16 protein-coding genes are annotated in these 15,618 nt (G+C 40.4%); 10 read left to right on the forward strand and 6 right to left on the reverse strand.

Annotated elements, in window-relative coordinates; all coding sequences use genetic code 11:
• The first annotated feature begins 92 nt into the window (after positions 1 to 92).
• The gene (locus tag BLV99_RS00585) at positions 93 to 629 is read left to right on the forward strand and encodes an LPS-assembly lipoprotein LptE (RefSeq protein ID WP_092686681.1); all 537 of its coding nucleotides are present in this window, start codon (positions 93 to 95) and stop codon (positions 627 to 629) included.
• Positions 630 to 645: 16 nt separating this feature from the next.
• Positions 646 to 1,629 (forward strand): DNA polymerase III subunit delta, encoded by a 984-nt coding sequence (gene holA, locus BLV99_RS00590; RefSeq protein ID WP_092686684.1) that lies wholly within the window; start codon positions 646 to 648, stop codon positions 1,627 to 1,629.
• Between the two features lie 11 nt (positions 1,630 to 1,640).
• Here holA and BLV99_RS00595 read toward each other — a convergent pair whose 3' ends face one another.
• The gene (locus tag BLV99_RS00595; protein WP_086183805.1) at positions 1,641 to 2,090 is read right to left on the reverse strand and encodes a bacteriohemerythrin; all 450 of its coding nucleotides are present in this window, start codon (positions 2,088 to 2,090) and stop codon (positions 1,641 to 1,643) included.
• 622 nt (positions 2,091 to 2,712) lie between these two features.
• Between BLV99_RS00595 and BLV99_RS00600 the strand changes: the two genes are divergently transcribed.
• From BLV99_RS00600 to BLV99_RS00610, 3 genes are read left to right on the forward strand one after another with little or no spacing between them, the layout of a single operon-like run.
• Positions 2,713 to 4,035 carry a MacA family efflux pump subunit gene (locus tag BLV99_RS00600; RefSeq protein ID WP_092686687.1) on the forward strand — a complete coding sequence of 441 codons (1,323 nt, stop codon included), beginning with the start codon at positions 2,713 to 2,715 and terminating at the stop codon, positions 4,033 to 4,035.
• 2 nt (positions 4,036 to 4,037) lie between these two features.
• Positions 4,038 to 6,017, forward strand: coding sequence for a MacB family efflux pump subunit (locus BLV99_RS00605; protein WP_092686690.1), 1,980 nt, complete (start codon positions 4,038 to 4,040; stop codon positions 6,015 to 6,017).
• Positions 6,018 to 6,029: 12 nt separating this feature from the next.
• The gene (locus tag BLV99_RS00610; RefSeq protein WP_092686693.1) at positions 6,030 to 7,433 is read left to right on the forward strand and encodes an efflux transporter outer membrane subunit; all 1,404 of its coding nucleotides are present in this window, start codon (positions 6,030 to 6,032) and stop codon (positions 7,431 to 7,433) included.
• A gap of 428 nt (positions 7,434 to 7,861) precedes the next feature.
• On the opposite strand, the gene BLV99_RS00615 is transcribed toward BLV99_RS00610, so the two are convergent.
• The gene (locus BLV99_RS00615; protein ID WP_092686696.1) at positions 7,862 to 8,392 is read right to left on the reverse strand and encodes a CHAP domain-containing protein; all 531 of its coding nucleotides are present in this window, start codon (positions 8,390 to 8,392) and stop codon (positions 7,862 to 7,864) included.
• Between the two features lie 459 nt (positions 8,393 to 8,851).
• Between BLV99_RS00615 and thyA the strand changes: the two genes are divergently transcribed.
• From thyA to msrA, 5 genes are all read left to right on the forward strand, one after another.
• Positions 8,852 to 9,694 carry a thymidylate synthase gene (gene thyA, locus BLV99_RS00620; RefSeq protein ID WP_092686700.1) on the forward strand — a complete coding sequence of 281 codons (843 nt, stop codon included), beginning with the start codon at positions 8,852 to 8,854 and terminating at the stop codon, positions 9,692 to 9,694.
• A gap of 109 nt (positions 9,695 to 9,803) precedes the next feature.
• On the forward strand, positions 9,804 to 10,316 hold the full coding sequence (locus BLV99_RS00625) for a dihydrofolate reductase (RefSeq protein ID WP_092686703.1): 513 nt from the start codon (positions 9,804 to 9,806) through the stop codon (positions 10,314 to 10,316).
• Positions 10,317 to 10,344: 28 nt separating this feature from the next.
• Positions 10,345 to 11,424, forward strand: coding sequence for an Lnb N-terminal periplasmic domain-containing protein (locus tag BLV99_RS00630; protein WP_092686706.1), 1,080 nt, complete (start codon positions 10,345 to 10,347; stop codon positions 11,422 to 11,424).
• A gap of 82 nt (positions 11,425 to 11,506) precedes the next feature.
• On the forward strand, positions 11,507 to 11,968 hold the full coding sequence (locus BLV99_RS00635; RefSeq protein WP_092686709.1) for an META domain-containing protein: 462 nt from the start codon (positions 11,507 to 11,509) through the stop codon (positions 11,966 to 11,968).
• Positions 11,969 to 12,086: 118 nt separating this feature from the next.
• The gene (gene msrA / locus BLV99_RS00640; protein ID WP_092686712.1) at positions 12,087 to 12,611 is read left to right on the forward strand and encodes a peptide-methionine (S)-S-oxide reductase MsrA; all 525 of its coding nucleotides are present in this window, start codon (positions 12,087 to 12,089) and stop codon (positions 12,609 to 12,611) included.
• Between the two features lie 67 nt (positions 12,612 to 12,678).
• On the opposite strand, the gene BLV99_RS00645 is transcribed toward msrA, so the two are convergent.
• The 4 genes from BLV99_RS00645 to purU all read right to left on the reverse strand — a co-directional run bounded on the left by BLV99_RS00645 (position 12,679) and on the right by purU (position 15,578).
• The gene (locus tag BLV99_RS00645) at positions 12,679 to 13,083 is read right to left on the reverse strand and encodes an ExbD/TolR family protein (protein ID WP_086183815.1); all 405 of its coding nucleotides are present in this window, start codon (positions 13,081 to 13,083) and stop codon (positions 12,679 to 12,681) included.
• Entirely contained in the window at positions 13,083 to 13,706 is a 624-nt protein-coding gene (locus BLV99_RS00650) for a MotA/TolQ/ExbB proton channel family protein (RefSeq protein ID WP_086165038.1), read from the reverse strand. Before BLV99_RS00650 ends, BLV99_RS00645 begins: the two co-directional genes overlap by 1 nt.
• Positions 13,707 to 13,726: 20 nt before the next feature.
• Positions 13,727 to 14,503, reverse strand: coding sequence for an energy transducer TonB family protein (locus BLV99_RS00655; protein WP_092686715.1), 777 nt, complete (start codon positions 14,501 to 14,503; stop codon positions 13,727 to 13,729).
• Between the two features lie 208 nt (positions 14,504 to 14,711).
• Entirely contained in the window at positions 14,712 to 15,578 is an 867-nt protein-coding gene (gene purU / locus BLV99_RS00660; protein ID WP_086183817.1) for a formyltetrahydrofolate deformylase, read from the reverse strand.
• Between the last annotated feature and the right edge of the window lie 40 nt (positions 15,579 to 15,618).

Below are 15,618 nucleotides of genomic sequence, written 5' to 3' on the forward strand. Positions count from 1 at the left end.
AAACAAAGCCCGTTGTCAATCAACGGGCTTTGACTTTACAATCAACTCAGAAATTCATTTACCCATCTTTGGGATAAAACAGAGGAAAAAGCATGCACTTAGTTCAACGTGTTGCAGCGGTTGTATTAACTTTGGGGCTAAGTGCCAGCTTAGTCGGTTGTGGTTTCCATTTAAAAGGCATGAACCCAACGACTGCCCCTGCCGCGTACTCTAAAATGGGTTTAGCACTGCCAAATAACACCGAAGAATTACACGAAAAACTGGCGATTTATTTGGGTGCAACGGGTATTCAGCTGAGCAATAATTCCGATGCTTATGTGTTACGCGTACTGGAATACACTCCACAACGTCAAGAGCTTAACGGTAAATTGGTGGAAACTTTACTGCGTTTAACTGTGACTTTCCGTATTGAAGATGCACAAGGTCATCCTGTGACTGAAGCTCGAACCATTACCGCTTCACGTAGCTATCAATATGATGTGGCAACAGTAAACACCGATGACCAAGAACAAAAGTTTTTAAACCAAGTGATTGTGGATGATGTAGCACAGCAAATTGTGCGTCAAATTTCATCCAATCGTTTACCGAAAGTTGTGACCAAACCGACCCTTCCAGCAACACAACCTTAAATATAGACTTGTAGTTATGAAACTTGACTATCCACAAGCACTGAAACGTGTTGACGAAGCTCGCGGCGCTTGGATTATGTATGGTCAAGAGCCATTGCTTGAACAAAATTTACTGGATGCTTTTCGTCAAAGTTGGCACAAACAAGAAATTGAACGGCAGCGCTATGACATTAACAATGTCAGTGATTGGAAAAATGTTTTTAATGCTTTAAATAGCTTATCGCTCTTTTCCACTCAATTGGCAATTGAAGTACATGGCAATATTAAGCCAGATGCCAGTAGTCTTAAACTGCTGAAAAACTATATTCAACACAATGAGCAAAACCTGTTGTTGGTGGTGATGCCCAAACAAGACAGCAGTAGTTTAAAATCCAGTTTTTTCCAAGTCGTGGATGCCAATGGCGTCACTGTGCCTCTGACTGCCAACTATCCACAAGATCGACAACGGATTTTAAGCATTGAGGCAGAAAAGCTCGGGATTAAATTGGCCAGCGATGCTTGGCAATGGCTTGAGCAGCACCATGAGCACAATTTACTGGCGGCAAAAAACAGTCTCATGCGCGTCAGTGATACTTTTGCCGATATAGATATCATTCAGATTGACCATTTGTACTCCTGTTTACAGGATCAATCGCGCTATACCACCTACGACTTAAATGATGCACTTCTTGCTGGAAACTTAGCCCAAGCAATTAAAATTTTTCAATATTTGGTTGCCTCAGGCGAACCCATGAGTCTGATTTTATGGAGCATTAGCAAAGAAATGCGCTTACTGATGCAATTGTTTGAGCAACCACAAAATGCCCTACAACTGGGTATTTGGAAAAATAAAGTCAGTCAATATCAACAAGCTCTTAGACGGCTCAACCCAAACTGTTTTCTGACTTGGCCCCAATTATTGATGAGAATTGATGCTGCTATTAAAGGGATGTCCAAAGAAAACTCTGAACATCTCATATTACAAGCCATTAGCAGCATGTGTGGTAAAAGCTTATTTTGATCATCGACTACTTAGTTGAAAAAACGTGAAAACCAACTTTTACCCTTTTTCTGTTCTTGTGCGCGTAAATAATGCAGCATATTATCACGCACCGCATCGACATAATCTTGATCATCATGTTGAATATGATTAATCAACCACTTTGACAGCAATCGATACAAATCATTTTCAACAGATTCCCCCTGATCAAATTTATGCCGATAATCATTCAGTCGTTTAACAAATAATTCATGTATACCTCTATGGGAAGGTAAATACTGATAACGCACTTGTTCAAGTAAGTTTTCTTCGAAGCTAAAATGTGACTGGGTATAATCAATTAAATCATCTAAAACTTCTTTAATTTTATCGCGCTGCCCACAGATTCTAATTTGTTCTAATCTATTAATATAATCTAAAATTTGGCGATGCTGATTATCAATCACATCGATTCCAATATTATAACTTTCATTCCACTCCATGCTTTGTCCCCTCACAAATGTCCATATTAAAGTAATGATTTTTCGCACAATTATGATGCTTAATGTTTTTATCATTAATCCCATAATTATTTTATGGTTTTAATCTTACAAGTTTTTTTTATTTAAATCTACAGATAAAACATAGATTTTTTAGGTGTTTATCGAAAATAACCCGCTAAATTTTCAGATTCAAAAATCAGCAATAATTGGCAATATAAAACCATTACAGCACCGACAGTTCAGCTGGTTTTTCAAATATCTCTTCTCACAGCAAGGCTTTTGAGCATATTTACAAACAAGCTAAAAATAAGAGTGCATCAAATTCACAAACAATATTCTGAATTATGGCTTTAAAAAATATGAATGAAATTTTATAGAAATTATGTAAAAAAATATTTTAATATCACATTTAAACTTCAGTTAGGTCACTGTCTATTTTACTGAGTATATCGGCATGAGCCTGCTGATAATCATTGAAACGGATCATCTAGAAATTGATCTATTCTATCTTGAGCAAATTCCTCCCAAGAGAAAACAATTCTCATTTGTTTTTAAAAAGTTCACGTTTTATCCTTATTTAACTTTTATACTCTATTTAATTTTTTGAATTCTTACGATCACTATGCCAAAAATAAAACCATCCAAAATAATCGTTGCTGTGGTCTGTATTCTGGCTATTGCAGTTACTGCATGGTTTTTCTTTAAACCTCAGCAGCAGCAACCCCAATATATTAGCTCTGAAGTTGTACGTGGTGATATTGAAGATTCCGTGCTTGCCACAGGCGTACTTGAAGCGACCAAAATGGTCAGTGTTGGTGCTCAAGTTTCAGGTCAGGTAAAAAAAATGTATGTCAAATTAGGTGACCCAGTGAAACAAGGTCAGCTGATTGCTCAAATTGATTCGATTCGTCAAGAAAATGATTTAAAAACCGCTGAAGCCAGTATTAAAAACCAACAAGCTCAATTGGCAGTCAAACAAGCCAATCTGGCTAAAGTACAATCTGAATATCAGCGTCAACAAGCCATGTATGCACAAGATGCAACATCTCGTGCAGAATTAGAGTCAGCATTGGCCAGCTATAAAACGGCACAAGCGGATATTTTGGCCATTAATGCACAAATCGAACAATCTCGCTTAACGCTTGCCACAGCCAAAGAAGATTTGGGCTATACCCAAATTATTGCGCCAATGGACGGCACGATTGTTGCGATTGTGACTGAAGAAGGTCAAACCGTAAATGCCAACCAAAGTGCACCCACCATTGTTAAATTAGCAAAACTTGACACCATGACCATTAAGGCTGAAATTTCCGAAGCCGATGTCATGAAAGTTGAACAAGGTCAGATCGTTTATTTCACCACTTTGGGCAATAGCGATAAAAAACATTATGCAAAATTACGCCAAGTAGAACCTGCACCCGATTCAATTAATACTGAAACCAGTAGTACATCATCGTCTAGTACTGCGATTTATTACAACGCATTATTTGATGTACCGAATGAAGATGGCAAATTACGCATTGATATGACGGCACAAGTTTATATCATTCTCAATGAAGCCAAAAATGTCTTAACCATTCCTGCAGCAGCAATACAAGGCTCAAACCGTTCTCAAGTGAAACGTAGCGATACAGCAAAAGAACCAACAGCGAAAAGTTCAACCGATCAAACTCAGACAAATCGTCCGAAACGTCTCGAGCTATCTGCGGAAGAAAAATCACTCATCGAACAAGGTAAAGCGTCTTTATCTATGGTTCGCGTGGTTCAAGCCGATGGCACAGCAAAACCTCAAGCGGTATTGGTGGGCTTAAATAATCGCGTCACTGCCCAAATCATCAAAGGCTTAAAACAAGGTGACAAAGTGGTGATTGCAGATGCTTCAGACACCTCAAATGATGCTGCAAAACGTAGTAACCGCGCAGGCGCTGGTCCAATGAGAATGTAATCATGAGTCAAAATCAAGCACCTTTGCTCAAGGTCACCGATCTGACTCGTGAATTCCCTGCTGGGGAAAACACCATTCAGATTCTAAAGGGCATCAATTTAGAGATTTATGCTGGAGAACTGGTCGCCATTGTTGGGCAATCGGGTTCGGGTAAATCCACCCTGATGAACATTCTCGGATGTTTAGATCAACCCACAGCGGGCAGTTATCAGGTCAAAGGGCGTGAAACACGCAAATTAGAAGCTGATGAACTCGCACAACTACGTCGTGAATATTTTGGTTTTATTTTTCAGCGTTATCACTTATTGGGCGATTTGACTGCCGCAGGCAACGTCGAAGTTCCAGCCATTTATGCAGGGGTCGATGCCTCTGCACGACAACAACGCTCAACCCAACTGCTTTCTGATTTAGGTCTAGCTGAAAAAACCCAAAACCGCCCCAGTCAACTTTCAGGCGGTCAGCAACAACGTGTTTCGATTGCGCGTGCATTAATGAACGGTGGTGATGTGATCTTAGCCGATGAACCCACAGGTGCATTGGATAAAAACAGTGGTATTGAAGTAATGCGTATTTTACGTGAACTCAATGCCAAAGGTCATACCATCATCCTCGTCACCCATGACATGAACGTGGCAAAAAATGCCTCACGCATTATTGAAATTAGTGACGGTAATATTATTTCCGATCGCGTCAATGTGCCTGAGTCGGATGGCGAAGTACTTGAAAAGCAGCAACTCGATCGCACACCACAAAAGAAAACGCCTTCTTGGCGTTCAGCAGCAGATCGACTGGCTGAAGCCTTTCGCATGGCATTATTGGCCATGAATGCGCACCGTATGCGGACCTTCCTGACCATGCTTGGGATTATTATTGGCATTGCATCGGTCGTTTCAGTGGTGGCACTTGGAAATGGCTCACAAAAGCAAATTTTAGAAAATATCAGTAGCTTAGGCACCAACACCATTACCGTATTCCAAGGTCGTGGTTTTGGCGACAACTCTAAAACAGCCCAAGTCAAAACCTTGGTTCCTGCCGATGGCGAAGCTTTAGCTGAACAGCCTTATGTCGATGGGGTCAGTCCTTCCGTCACCAGCAGCGTTACGGCCCGATTTAAAGATACTGAGGCATCTGCCACGGTAAATGGAGTAAGTGAAGACTTTTTCTATGTCAGAGGCATGACTTTTCAATCTGGGCAACCTTTTGACAAAGAAGGCGTGACTGAACGTGCTCAAGATGTGGTGATTGATGACAACACCCAAAAAACCTTCTTTAGCGATGGGACGAATCCTGTAGGTCAAGTCATCCTTTTGGGCAGTGTGCCGAGTCGTATTATTGGCGTGATTGAAGCGCAAAAATCAATGATGGGAAATTCTGACAGCTTAAATGTTTACCTCCCCTACTCAACCGTCATGAGCCGTATGCTGGGACAGTCGAATGTCCGTAGTATTATTGTCCGTGTGAAGGATGAATATCCAAGTGCTGCCGCTGAAAATGCCATTCTAAATTTATTGGTGCAACGTCATGGTGCGCAAGATGTCTTTACCCAAAATTCGGACAGTATTCGAGAAACCATTCAGCAAACCACACAAACCATGACCCTGCTCGTCTCTGCAATCGCGGTCATTTCATTGATTGTTGGAGGAATTGGTGTAATGAATATTATGCTGGTTTCAGTAACGGAACGAACTCAAGAAATTGGCGTACGTATGGCGGTTGGGGCACGGCAAAGTGACATCTTGCAACAGTTCCTGATTGAAGCAGTATTGGTGTGTATTTTAGGCGGTATCTTAGGCGTACTTTTATCTTTAGGTATTGGACAGTTGATTGGTCATTTTGCCAGTGATACTTTCCAAATGGCCTATTCAACCACCTCTATTATTGCAGCCTTCGTTTGTTCAAGCATGATTGGGATTATCTTTGGCTTTATCCCTGCCCGTAATGCAGCACAGTTAAATCCTGTAGATGCACTTTCTCGCGAATAAGGATACTCAAAAATGCAGATGAATTTTAGCAAACTTGCCACGGCCCTCATATTGAGTAGTTCGCTGGTCGGTTGCGCTGCGGTGGTGAAAACACCGTATCAACAACCGAGTGTAAACATCCCAAATCATTTTCAAAACAGTAAAGTCATAAGCCAACAAGTGCATGCCAATGTTTATGCAGATCAATGGTGGACTTTATTTGGTGATACTCAGCTCAATCAATTGGTCAATCAAGTCCTCAGCAACAATACTGATTTAGCCGTTGCAGGGATTAATTTACAGCAAGCACGATTACAAGCAGGCTTAGCGAAAAACAAACAAGGTCCACGTGTCAGCTCAAGTGTCTCTGCGGGGCACAATATTGAGTTAAATTCAGGTGATGATTCTTCACGTGGCTTGTCACTGAGCGGTGGTGTCAGCTATGAATTGGACTTGTTTGGAAAACTGGCGAACCAAACGGAAGCAACGCGTTGGGAAGCACTGGCAACTGAACAGGATTTGCAAAGTACCGCGCAAAGCTTAATTGCGACCACTGCCAACTTATATTGGCAACTGGGCTATCTCAATGAGCGTTATCAAATTGCGCAGCAAAACCTAGCCAGCACACAGAAAACTTATGAACTGGTGCGTACCCAATATCGTGCGGGTGCAGTGTCAGGTTTAGACCTGACCTCTGCGGAACAAGCCGTACAAAGCCAAAAAGCCACGTTAAGTCAAATTGAACAACAGCGCGTAGAAGCACGTACTGCTTTGGCCGTTTTACTGCACATGCCCGTACAGCAACTTAACATTCAAGAACCCACTCGCTTACCGCGTATTGGGCTGCCCAACATTGCAGCAGGCTTACCTGCGGACTTGCTTGCGCGTCGTCCAGATTTGCAAGCTTCTGAATTACGTTTACGTAAAACCTTAGCCAGCAAAGATGCCACCAAAGCCAGTTATTACCCGTCAATCAGCTTGACTGGCAATTTAGGTTCATCCAGTACATCGTTAAGCAATCTATTGCAAAATCCAGCTTTAACTTTGGGCGCAAGCCTGAGTTTACCGTTTTTGCAATACAATGACATGAAAAAAGACTTGGCAATCAGTGATTTGGATTATGAAAAATCGATTCTTCAATATCGTCAAACCTTGTATCAGGCATTTGCTGATGTTGAAAATGCGTTGTCAGCACGCACTGAATTGAATAAACAAGTGGCGCTGCAAGAACGCAATGTTCTACTTGCTGAAAAAACTGAGCGTTTAACTGAAGTGCGTTATCGTAACGGTGCCATTGCGCTTAAAAATCTATTAGATGCCCAAGCCACCACTCGTAATGCACAACTGTCTTTAGTACAAACCAAGCAAAGCCAATACAATGCCTATGTCACCTTGATGCAGGCTTTAGGCGGTAGTCCAATCAAACCGTTACCTTAAGCTAAAAGCCCCAATAACAAGTGCCCTTGTAACTAATGCCAGTCAGTTAAAAAATTGACTGGCATTTTATTTTTTAAACTCATGATGTTATTGGACACGCGGAAACGTCATCCGCAACTGTTCGAGGCAAAACTATTTTAAAAAAGTAAGGTTTTTGCGATTTATTAATCAATAAAAGGGATTTGGCGAGTTTTGCGGATGACAAATGCCTTTGATTACTTTGGGCTTATCCAAAGTAATAGATGAGCTCCAAGTAGTTAATTTAAAAATATAAGACTCCGTCATGAATAACTAAAAACTAAGGACTTTATTTCTAAAACCCTTAATTGACTGGTATTACCCTTGTGACACATTTCTTGGTCAGCTTAAAGAATAAAAGCCCCAGTCGGAGCTTTTATTCTTTAAGCAATTTGCTCATATTTAAGCACTTAAAAATCAGGGCGATAATATTGGTAAGTCAAACCACTTTCTTTATACACATCATAACTTTTTTGTCTAAAATCAGACACCCATTGCGTACCCGTAAACCCAGCAATATGACCATAGGTATGCTTATTGGTTCGACGAATAATATAAATATCCCCTTGTTTAGGTGCATCAAACTTAGGGTTAATTTGTCTATACCCAATTTTCATCAGGGTGTTGCCCCAATCCGAGGCAGCAATAGGATGGCTTTTGAACTGCGCACCAGCTGACTCCAAAGCCACTCTGATACTTTTTGCGCATTTTTTTGAACTGGTTTGACTGGTGATGCTTTGCAATCTTTGAGTAAATTTATCAATATCAATTCGCTGAGCACTACCAGAAGTATAGTTTTTATTTTTTGATTTTTCTGGTCTGATGATCTCATCTGAATTTACTGTAGATTTATAGCTTTGACCTGCTTTTGAACGAATAATGATTTCTGTTGCTGTAGGCGCATGAATATCGTGCATATCCATATGTTGATCATAAATCATTCCAAACCTCTAACTTCTCTTTAAGCACTGCACTTACAGTCCGCAATACACATACTTGATTATTTATCAGCTGAGAATGGTAATGCCAGAATGTTAATTTTTCATATAAAATATGTAAGATATTTTGTCTTTGTTAACATAGAAGCGCTAACTGGCTATTTTTTAATTTATTTTTAGTGCTGTAAAAGTGAAATAAAATTCATCTGCAAAAAATTTCGCTCCCCAAATAACGAAGTCATGTGTCTTCTGGCTTAGTATTCCAACCGATGACGCGGCAACATGGTATTCAAATTCAGTATTTTTTATCCCCTGCCTCAGCCCAATTGCCCATGCTTAACGCTTAAAAAAGCCCTCATTTTAGTATAGACTGCTAGGTTAACTCGACTTAGATGATCCTTTCGCAACAAGCCTTCAATGATGAGGTTTGTGCTTAGGGGAACTCAACTTTTTGGAATTTTTATGAAAGTGTATTTAGACCTTTTACAACACATCCTCGACAACGGTGGCGACAAAGGCGATCGTACTGGAACAGGTACACGTTCTGTATTTGGTCATCAAATGCGCTTTAATCTTGCTCAAGGTTTTCCGTTATTGACCACCAAAAAAGTTCATTTTCGCTCCATCGCGATTGAATTATTATGGTTCCTCAAAGGTGACACCAACGTTAAATATCTTCAAGACAACAAAGTTTCAATTTGGGATGAATGGTCAACCGCAGAACAAACGGCGCGTTTTGGTCGTCCTGAAGGCGAACTTGGTCCCGTTTATGGTCATCAATGGCGTAATTTTGGTGCGACGAAAAAAGCGGATGGCTTGTATGAGCAAGATGGCTTTGACCAAATTCAATGGTTGATTAATGAAATTAAAACCAATCCAAATTCACGTCGTCTAATTGTCTCGGGTTGGAATCCCAATGAAGCTGGCAATGTTGCCCTGCCACCCTGCCACACCCTATTCCAGTTTTTTGTACAGAACGGCAAACTCTCTTGCCAATTGTATCAACGTAGCGCAGATGTGTTCTTAGGCGTTCCATTTAACATTGCCAGCTATGCACTCCTCACGCATATGATTGCCCAAGTATGTGGCTTAGACGTGGGTGAGTTTGTTTGGACGGGTGGTGATACACATTTATATGTGAACCATTTTGAACAAGCACAATTGCAATTAAGCCGTGAGCCAATGCCACTGTGCCAACTAAAATTAAATCCAGAAATCAAAGACATCTTCGCATTTAAATTTGAAGATTTCGAAATTGTCGATTACCAATCACATCCGGGTATTAAAGCCCCTGTTGCGGTTTAATTTTTCTAATTAGTGATTCCACTAAATTCGTAATCCCCCTAAATCCCCCTTTAAAAAAGGGGGACTTGAATAAAACAAATGGGGGATACAGTCAAATAAGGCGAGCTTTATGACATTTCAAAATTTAGAAGTTGTTCACGTTGTAGCCATGGATCAACAACGCTGCATTGGTAAAGCAAATGATTTACCTTGGCATATTTCTGCTGATCTCAAACACTTTAAAGCCATCACCCAAGGTGGTGTCGTAGTCATGGGACGTAAAACACTAGAGTCTATGGGACGTACCCTGCCAAAACGGGTCAATTGGGTCATTACTCGTGACCACAACTGGTCATTTGAAGGGACAAAAGTCGCGTATTCAATTGAAGATGCTTTAACTCAAGCTGTTGCCGATGTACAGGCTTCGGAAAAACCGACCAGCATTTTTATTATTGGCGGTGGTGAAATTTTCAAACAAACCATGAATATTACTGATCGTCTAGAACTGACTCATGTCGAACTTGATGTTCAAGGCGATGCCTATTATCCAGAAATTCCCACGGAGTTTAAAAAGGTTTCAGCTGAACAACATATTGACGACAAAACAGGGATTGCTTTCGAGTTCGCAACATATCGAAAATAAAGCAAAGAATTATTTATCACAGTCAAATATGCATAATATTGGAAAAACAGAATTTTTTACTGCTTTGGGTATGGGCCTACTGCACTCCATATTCAGTCTGTTTGTTATTTTATCCTCTATTTGGCTGTGTCTTGCTTTATGGTTCCAAGAACCGTTAGGTGGGTTGATGACCCGTATACTGATTGGCATCTGGATTGCTTTTGCACTCAGTATTATTGGAATTTATACCACCCAAGCTTTCTTTAGCCGTCACACCGATATTTTGCTGTATATACTTGGCTTGCTCTGCGGCTTATGCTGGTATTTTGGCTTAGAAGCCAAACAAGATCGCGACTGGAATCCCGAAGTTGCGCAAGTGCTTGCTTATGAACAACAAGGCGATCTTGTCACCTTACACAATGTGCGTAATTTTAATTGGCATGCAGACGGTCATTATGATGAACGCTGGGAATCTCGTCAGTTTGATTTAAAGCAAATCACAGGGGTCAATATCATTACCTCCTACTGGATGGGACCACGTATTGCCCATACTTTGGTGAGTTTTGATTTTGCCAATAGCCGACCACTCACCTTCTCGATTGAAATTCGCAAAGAAAAAAATGAAGAATTTTCGACCATTGGTGGTTTTTTTAGAAAATATGAACTCAGTCTTGTGGCTGCGGATGAAAAAGATTTAATTTATACGCGTAGTAATAGCCGTGGTGAACAGGTCTATTTCTTTCCCATCAACATGTCGAAAGCAGAAAGTCGCGCTTTATTTGAACAATATCTACGCAAATCCAATGACTTAAAAAAACAGCCCAAATGGTATAACACGCTGACCAGTAACTGCACCACGCTGGTCTTTGATATGGTGCAAGCGGTATCTAAACAACATTTACCAATCGATTATCGTCTACTGGCTTCAGGTTATTTACCCAATTATCTGTATGACTTAAATGCTATTTCACATGACCTTAGTATGAAACAATGGTATGAAAAAGCGCATATCAACCCACGGGTCAGTGAGTTAAATGATCTTTCTAGCACACAATATTCAGCGCTTATTCGGCAAAATTTACCGCAAAGAAAAATCGAGACCCCCAATAAAACTGCAACTTTAAAATAAAAAACATACATTTAAAGCTAGTTAAATACATTTTTTTTTGCTTATATAGCCTATAAGTTAAATTAAAAAATGAGACATGAAGATGTTAAAAAAATTATTAACGATCAGTATCATTGGTGCAGCGCTTGCTTTTACAGGTTGTGAAACGGTGCCAAACGCCTCTTCGACCATTGAAACTGCAAACTTAATTCAATTGCAAAACAAAACTTGGATTGCAACACATATTGGTAATAGCGAAATTAAAACCGCACCCAGCGCACACAACATTCCAAGCTTACAATTTGATGCAGCAACAAAGCGCGTAAGTGGCGCGGATGGCTGCAACCGTATTATGGGCAGCTATGAAGCTGGACGAGATAGCTTAGTCTTGAGTCAAATGGCAGGAACAAAAATGGCATGCTTAGACAACAACAATGTCTCTCAAAAATTTAACCAAGCATTAGATCAAGTGGCAAACTATCAAGTGTTTGGTAAAACACTCAAACTGCTTGATCGTCATGGCAATGTCCTGATCCAGCTTAAAAGCTCAGTTCAACCGCGCTAAATTGCAACAATAAAAAGTCTGTTCAGTCAGACTTTTTACTTTCAAGCATCAATAAAGACATTGTAGCTTCATAAAAAGCCCCTATATTAAAAACAATAAACAAATACAGGATAAAACCATGCAACAAGCATTATTTGGTGGTGGATGTTTTTGGTGTGTCGAAGCCATATTTTTACAGCTTAAAGGTGTGCAGAAAGTGGTCAGCGGTTATGCAGGCGGTCATACTGACAACCCTAATTATGACGATATTTGTCGTGGTGACAGCAACCATGCAGAAGTCATTTTGATTAATTATGATGAGACACAAATTAGCTTCGAACAACTTTTAGATGTATTTTTCACCACCCATGATCCAACCACATTAAATCGTCAGGGCAATGACATCGGCACACAATATCGTTCCGTGATTTATTACCTCAATGATGGACAGCAACAGCAAGCGCAACAAAGCATTGATCAACTCAAAGCTGATGGCTTAAATATGGTGACTGAACTGAGCCCTGCACCAAAATTTTACCCTGCTGAAGAATATCACCAAAACTTTTTTGCCCGTAATCCATCACAAGGCTACTGTAACTTTGCTATTCCACCCAAATTAATGAAATTACGCAGTAAGTTTCAAAACTTACTTAAGTCTGAATAATCTCTATTTTGGAGCAAATTTCAGCAATAAAAAAAGCGACCTTAAGGTCGCTTTTTAAATGATCGGATTAGTTATCACTAAGGAAAGCAATATCACTGAGCCCGGCTTCGCTCGCACGTGACATGACTTGTGCAACAGTATCATAACGTGCTTCTTTATCTGCACGTAATTGAACCGTTGGCTTACGTTCAGCTTGACCCGCTTCATTCAAACGAGTTTGTAACTCATCTAAACTAATCACTTCTGCATTCCAAGCCACTTCACCATTGGCATTAATACTTACGGTGATTGCTTTAGGTGGCGGCTGAGTAATTTCCGCTGTGGTTTTTGGTAAAGTTAATGGAATTGATGGGTTAGCAACGGTTGCTGTCACCAAGAAGATGATCATCAATACCAACATAATATCGATGAGTGGAATGAGATTCATCTCATTCATGCCTGCATCGTTGTCTTCACCCAATTGAAAGCCCATTAAGCTTGACCTCCAACTAAACCTTGTTGTGTTGCTTTCGCTTCTACTTTTTGTGCAGCAGAATCTTGTTGCAACATGGTGTCAATTAACAAACCATGTGCTTGGTCTTGTAACTCATGTGCAAAGCTACGGTTCGCACGTGCACAAATGTTATAAGCCAGTACCGCAGGAATAGCGACCGCCAAACCTAAACCAGTCATAATCAAAGCTTCGCCCACTGGGGTTGCCACTTGTGCTAAACCAGCTTGACCACTTTTACCGACAGCAACCAAGGCATGAAAAATACCCCAAACTGTACCAAATAAGCCGACAAAAGGTGCCAGTGAAGCAATCGTACCTAAAACAGCAACACCTTTTTCCGCATTTGCTTTTTCCGCAGAAATTTGACGCAATAAAGCTTGTTCTGCAACCGCTTTACGTTGTTCAAAATTCAAAGGCGAAAATTTTGCTTTTAACTTGCTTAACGCTTGAGAAAGTTGAGCATAAGCTTGCTGCTTCAGTTGGCGAGTCCCGATTAAACGTAAAACGAAGATCGTCCATGTTGTAATCGACATTGCCAATAACACGAAATACAGTGTTTTACTCACCGCATCTGCATGTTGCCAATAAACTGAAAAGTTCATACTCGAACTCCTGATAAAAGTTAGCCGTTAGGGTTCAATGTCAATTCAAATGGTTGGTCAGCACTAATTGGATAAGCCACGCCATTTTCTTTGTACGGTTTGAATTTGGAACTACGCACTGCGCGTAAAATCTTTTCATCTAAAGCAGCAACACCACTTGAACGTGCAATACGTGCAGAAGTAATCACCCCTTTTTCATTTGCTTCAATATGCACGACCACCGTACGCGTTTGACCATCTAAATCTTTATTGTTATATGACGGTTTAGGCGAACGACTCCATTGCACTCCCGAACCACCAATCGATACACTTTTCGGGGAAGGTGGTGTTGATGGCGCTGGGGGTGAAACAGGTGCAGGCACTGGTGCAGATTTAATCACTTTCGTTTCAGAAACAGTAGTCGTTACAACAGGAGATGGCGTAGGTTTCGCCTCAACAGGTTTCACAACAGGTTTTGCTGTTTCTGCTTTTTTAACTTGTTGAACTTTCTCGACCTTTTTCGGCGGTGGAGAAAGCTGCTTTTCTACAATTTTAACTTGTTTTACTTCTTTAGGCTTCGGCTTTTCTTTTTTCGGTTCAGCTTTAGGCTTTGGAGGTAACGCCTTTGGTGGCTCTTGAATTTTAACAAAACGAACTTGTAAAGGTTCCTTTTCAATCGGTTTGAGTTCAGGGGTCTTCATTTGCCCCACCGCCCATAACACGCCCATATGACCGACCACCACTGCAATAAGTGCGGTGATAATTTTCTTTTTCATCGGATTGGGAGTTTGCATATGTAGAGCAGAAGATTGACTCATTAAAATCAGTTACCTAATTCAAGCGATTGTTGATCAATAAAGATTTAAACAATCAAACTCATCGGTTAGTACAATTAAAGTAGCCCAATAATAAATGAGAAGTGTTTTCATTTGCAACTATTAATTCGAAAGTTTTAATGAGTTTTTTAAATCAAAAACAAAAAAGGCATGCCTAAAGCATACCTTTTGAATCGATCATTTTAAAAAACTATTGGAAAACAACCGTCTTATTACCATCGACAATAATACGGTCTTCAAGATGCCATTTCACCGCACGCGCCAAAACATTGCGCTCGACATCCTGTCCAAGTTCACGTAATTGATCAACGGTAAAATCGTGATTTACTCGCTCTACATCTTGTTCAATGATTGGACCTTGATCGAGATCAGCCGTTACATAATGCGCTGTTGCACCAATCAGTTTCACCCCTTTTTCATAGGCTTGCTTATACGGATTAGCACCGACAAAGGCAGGTAAAAATGAATGATGGATATTAATAATCTTCATTTCCCATTTAGAAACAAAGCTTTCACTTAAGATTTGCATATAACGTGCAAGTACAAGTAAGTCGTTGCCCTGCATGATCTCATCAATTTTTGCGTAAGCTTCTTCTTTATTGTCTTTATTTACAGGGACAACAACAAAAGGAATACCAAAATTTTCAACTGATTCGCGTAAATCTTCATGATTTGACACTACTGTTGTGATTTCACATGGCAAACCACCACGCGCATGACGCCACAACAGTTCAAGCAAAGCATGATCAACTCTAGAGACTAAAACACCGACTTTTTTAACATCACTCACCAATGCCAAACGCCAATGCATGTTATAGCGCTCTGCAACATTGCTGGCAAAAGTGTGGGTTAAACTTTCTTTACGGCTTTGCAAATTATCCAGTTCAAACTCAACACGCATGAAATAACGCCCGCCCTGAGCTTCAGTCGCGTATTGATCAAGTGCGGTAATATTTGCTCCTTGATGATACAAAAAGCTCGATACAGCTTGCACGATCCCTGGTTTATCCTCGCAAGTAATCAGTAAACGTGCTGTGTTAGCAGTTGTCATATTCATGTTGGTTTATATCACTAATCAGTTAAATTGAAAAACAAGC

The organism is Acinetobacter kyonggiensis (assembly GCF_900107285.1).
GTDB lineage: Bacteria > Pseudomonadota > Gammaproteobacteria > Pseudomonadales > Moraxellaceae > Acinetobacter > Acinetobacter kyonggiensis.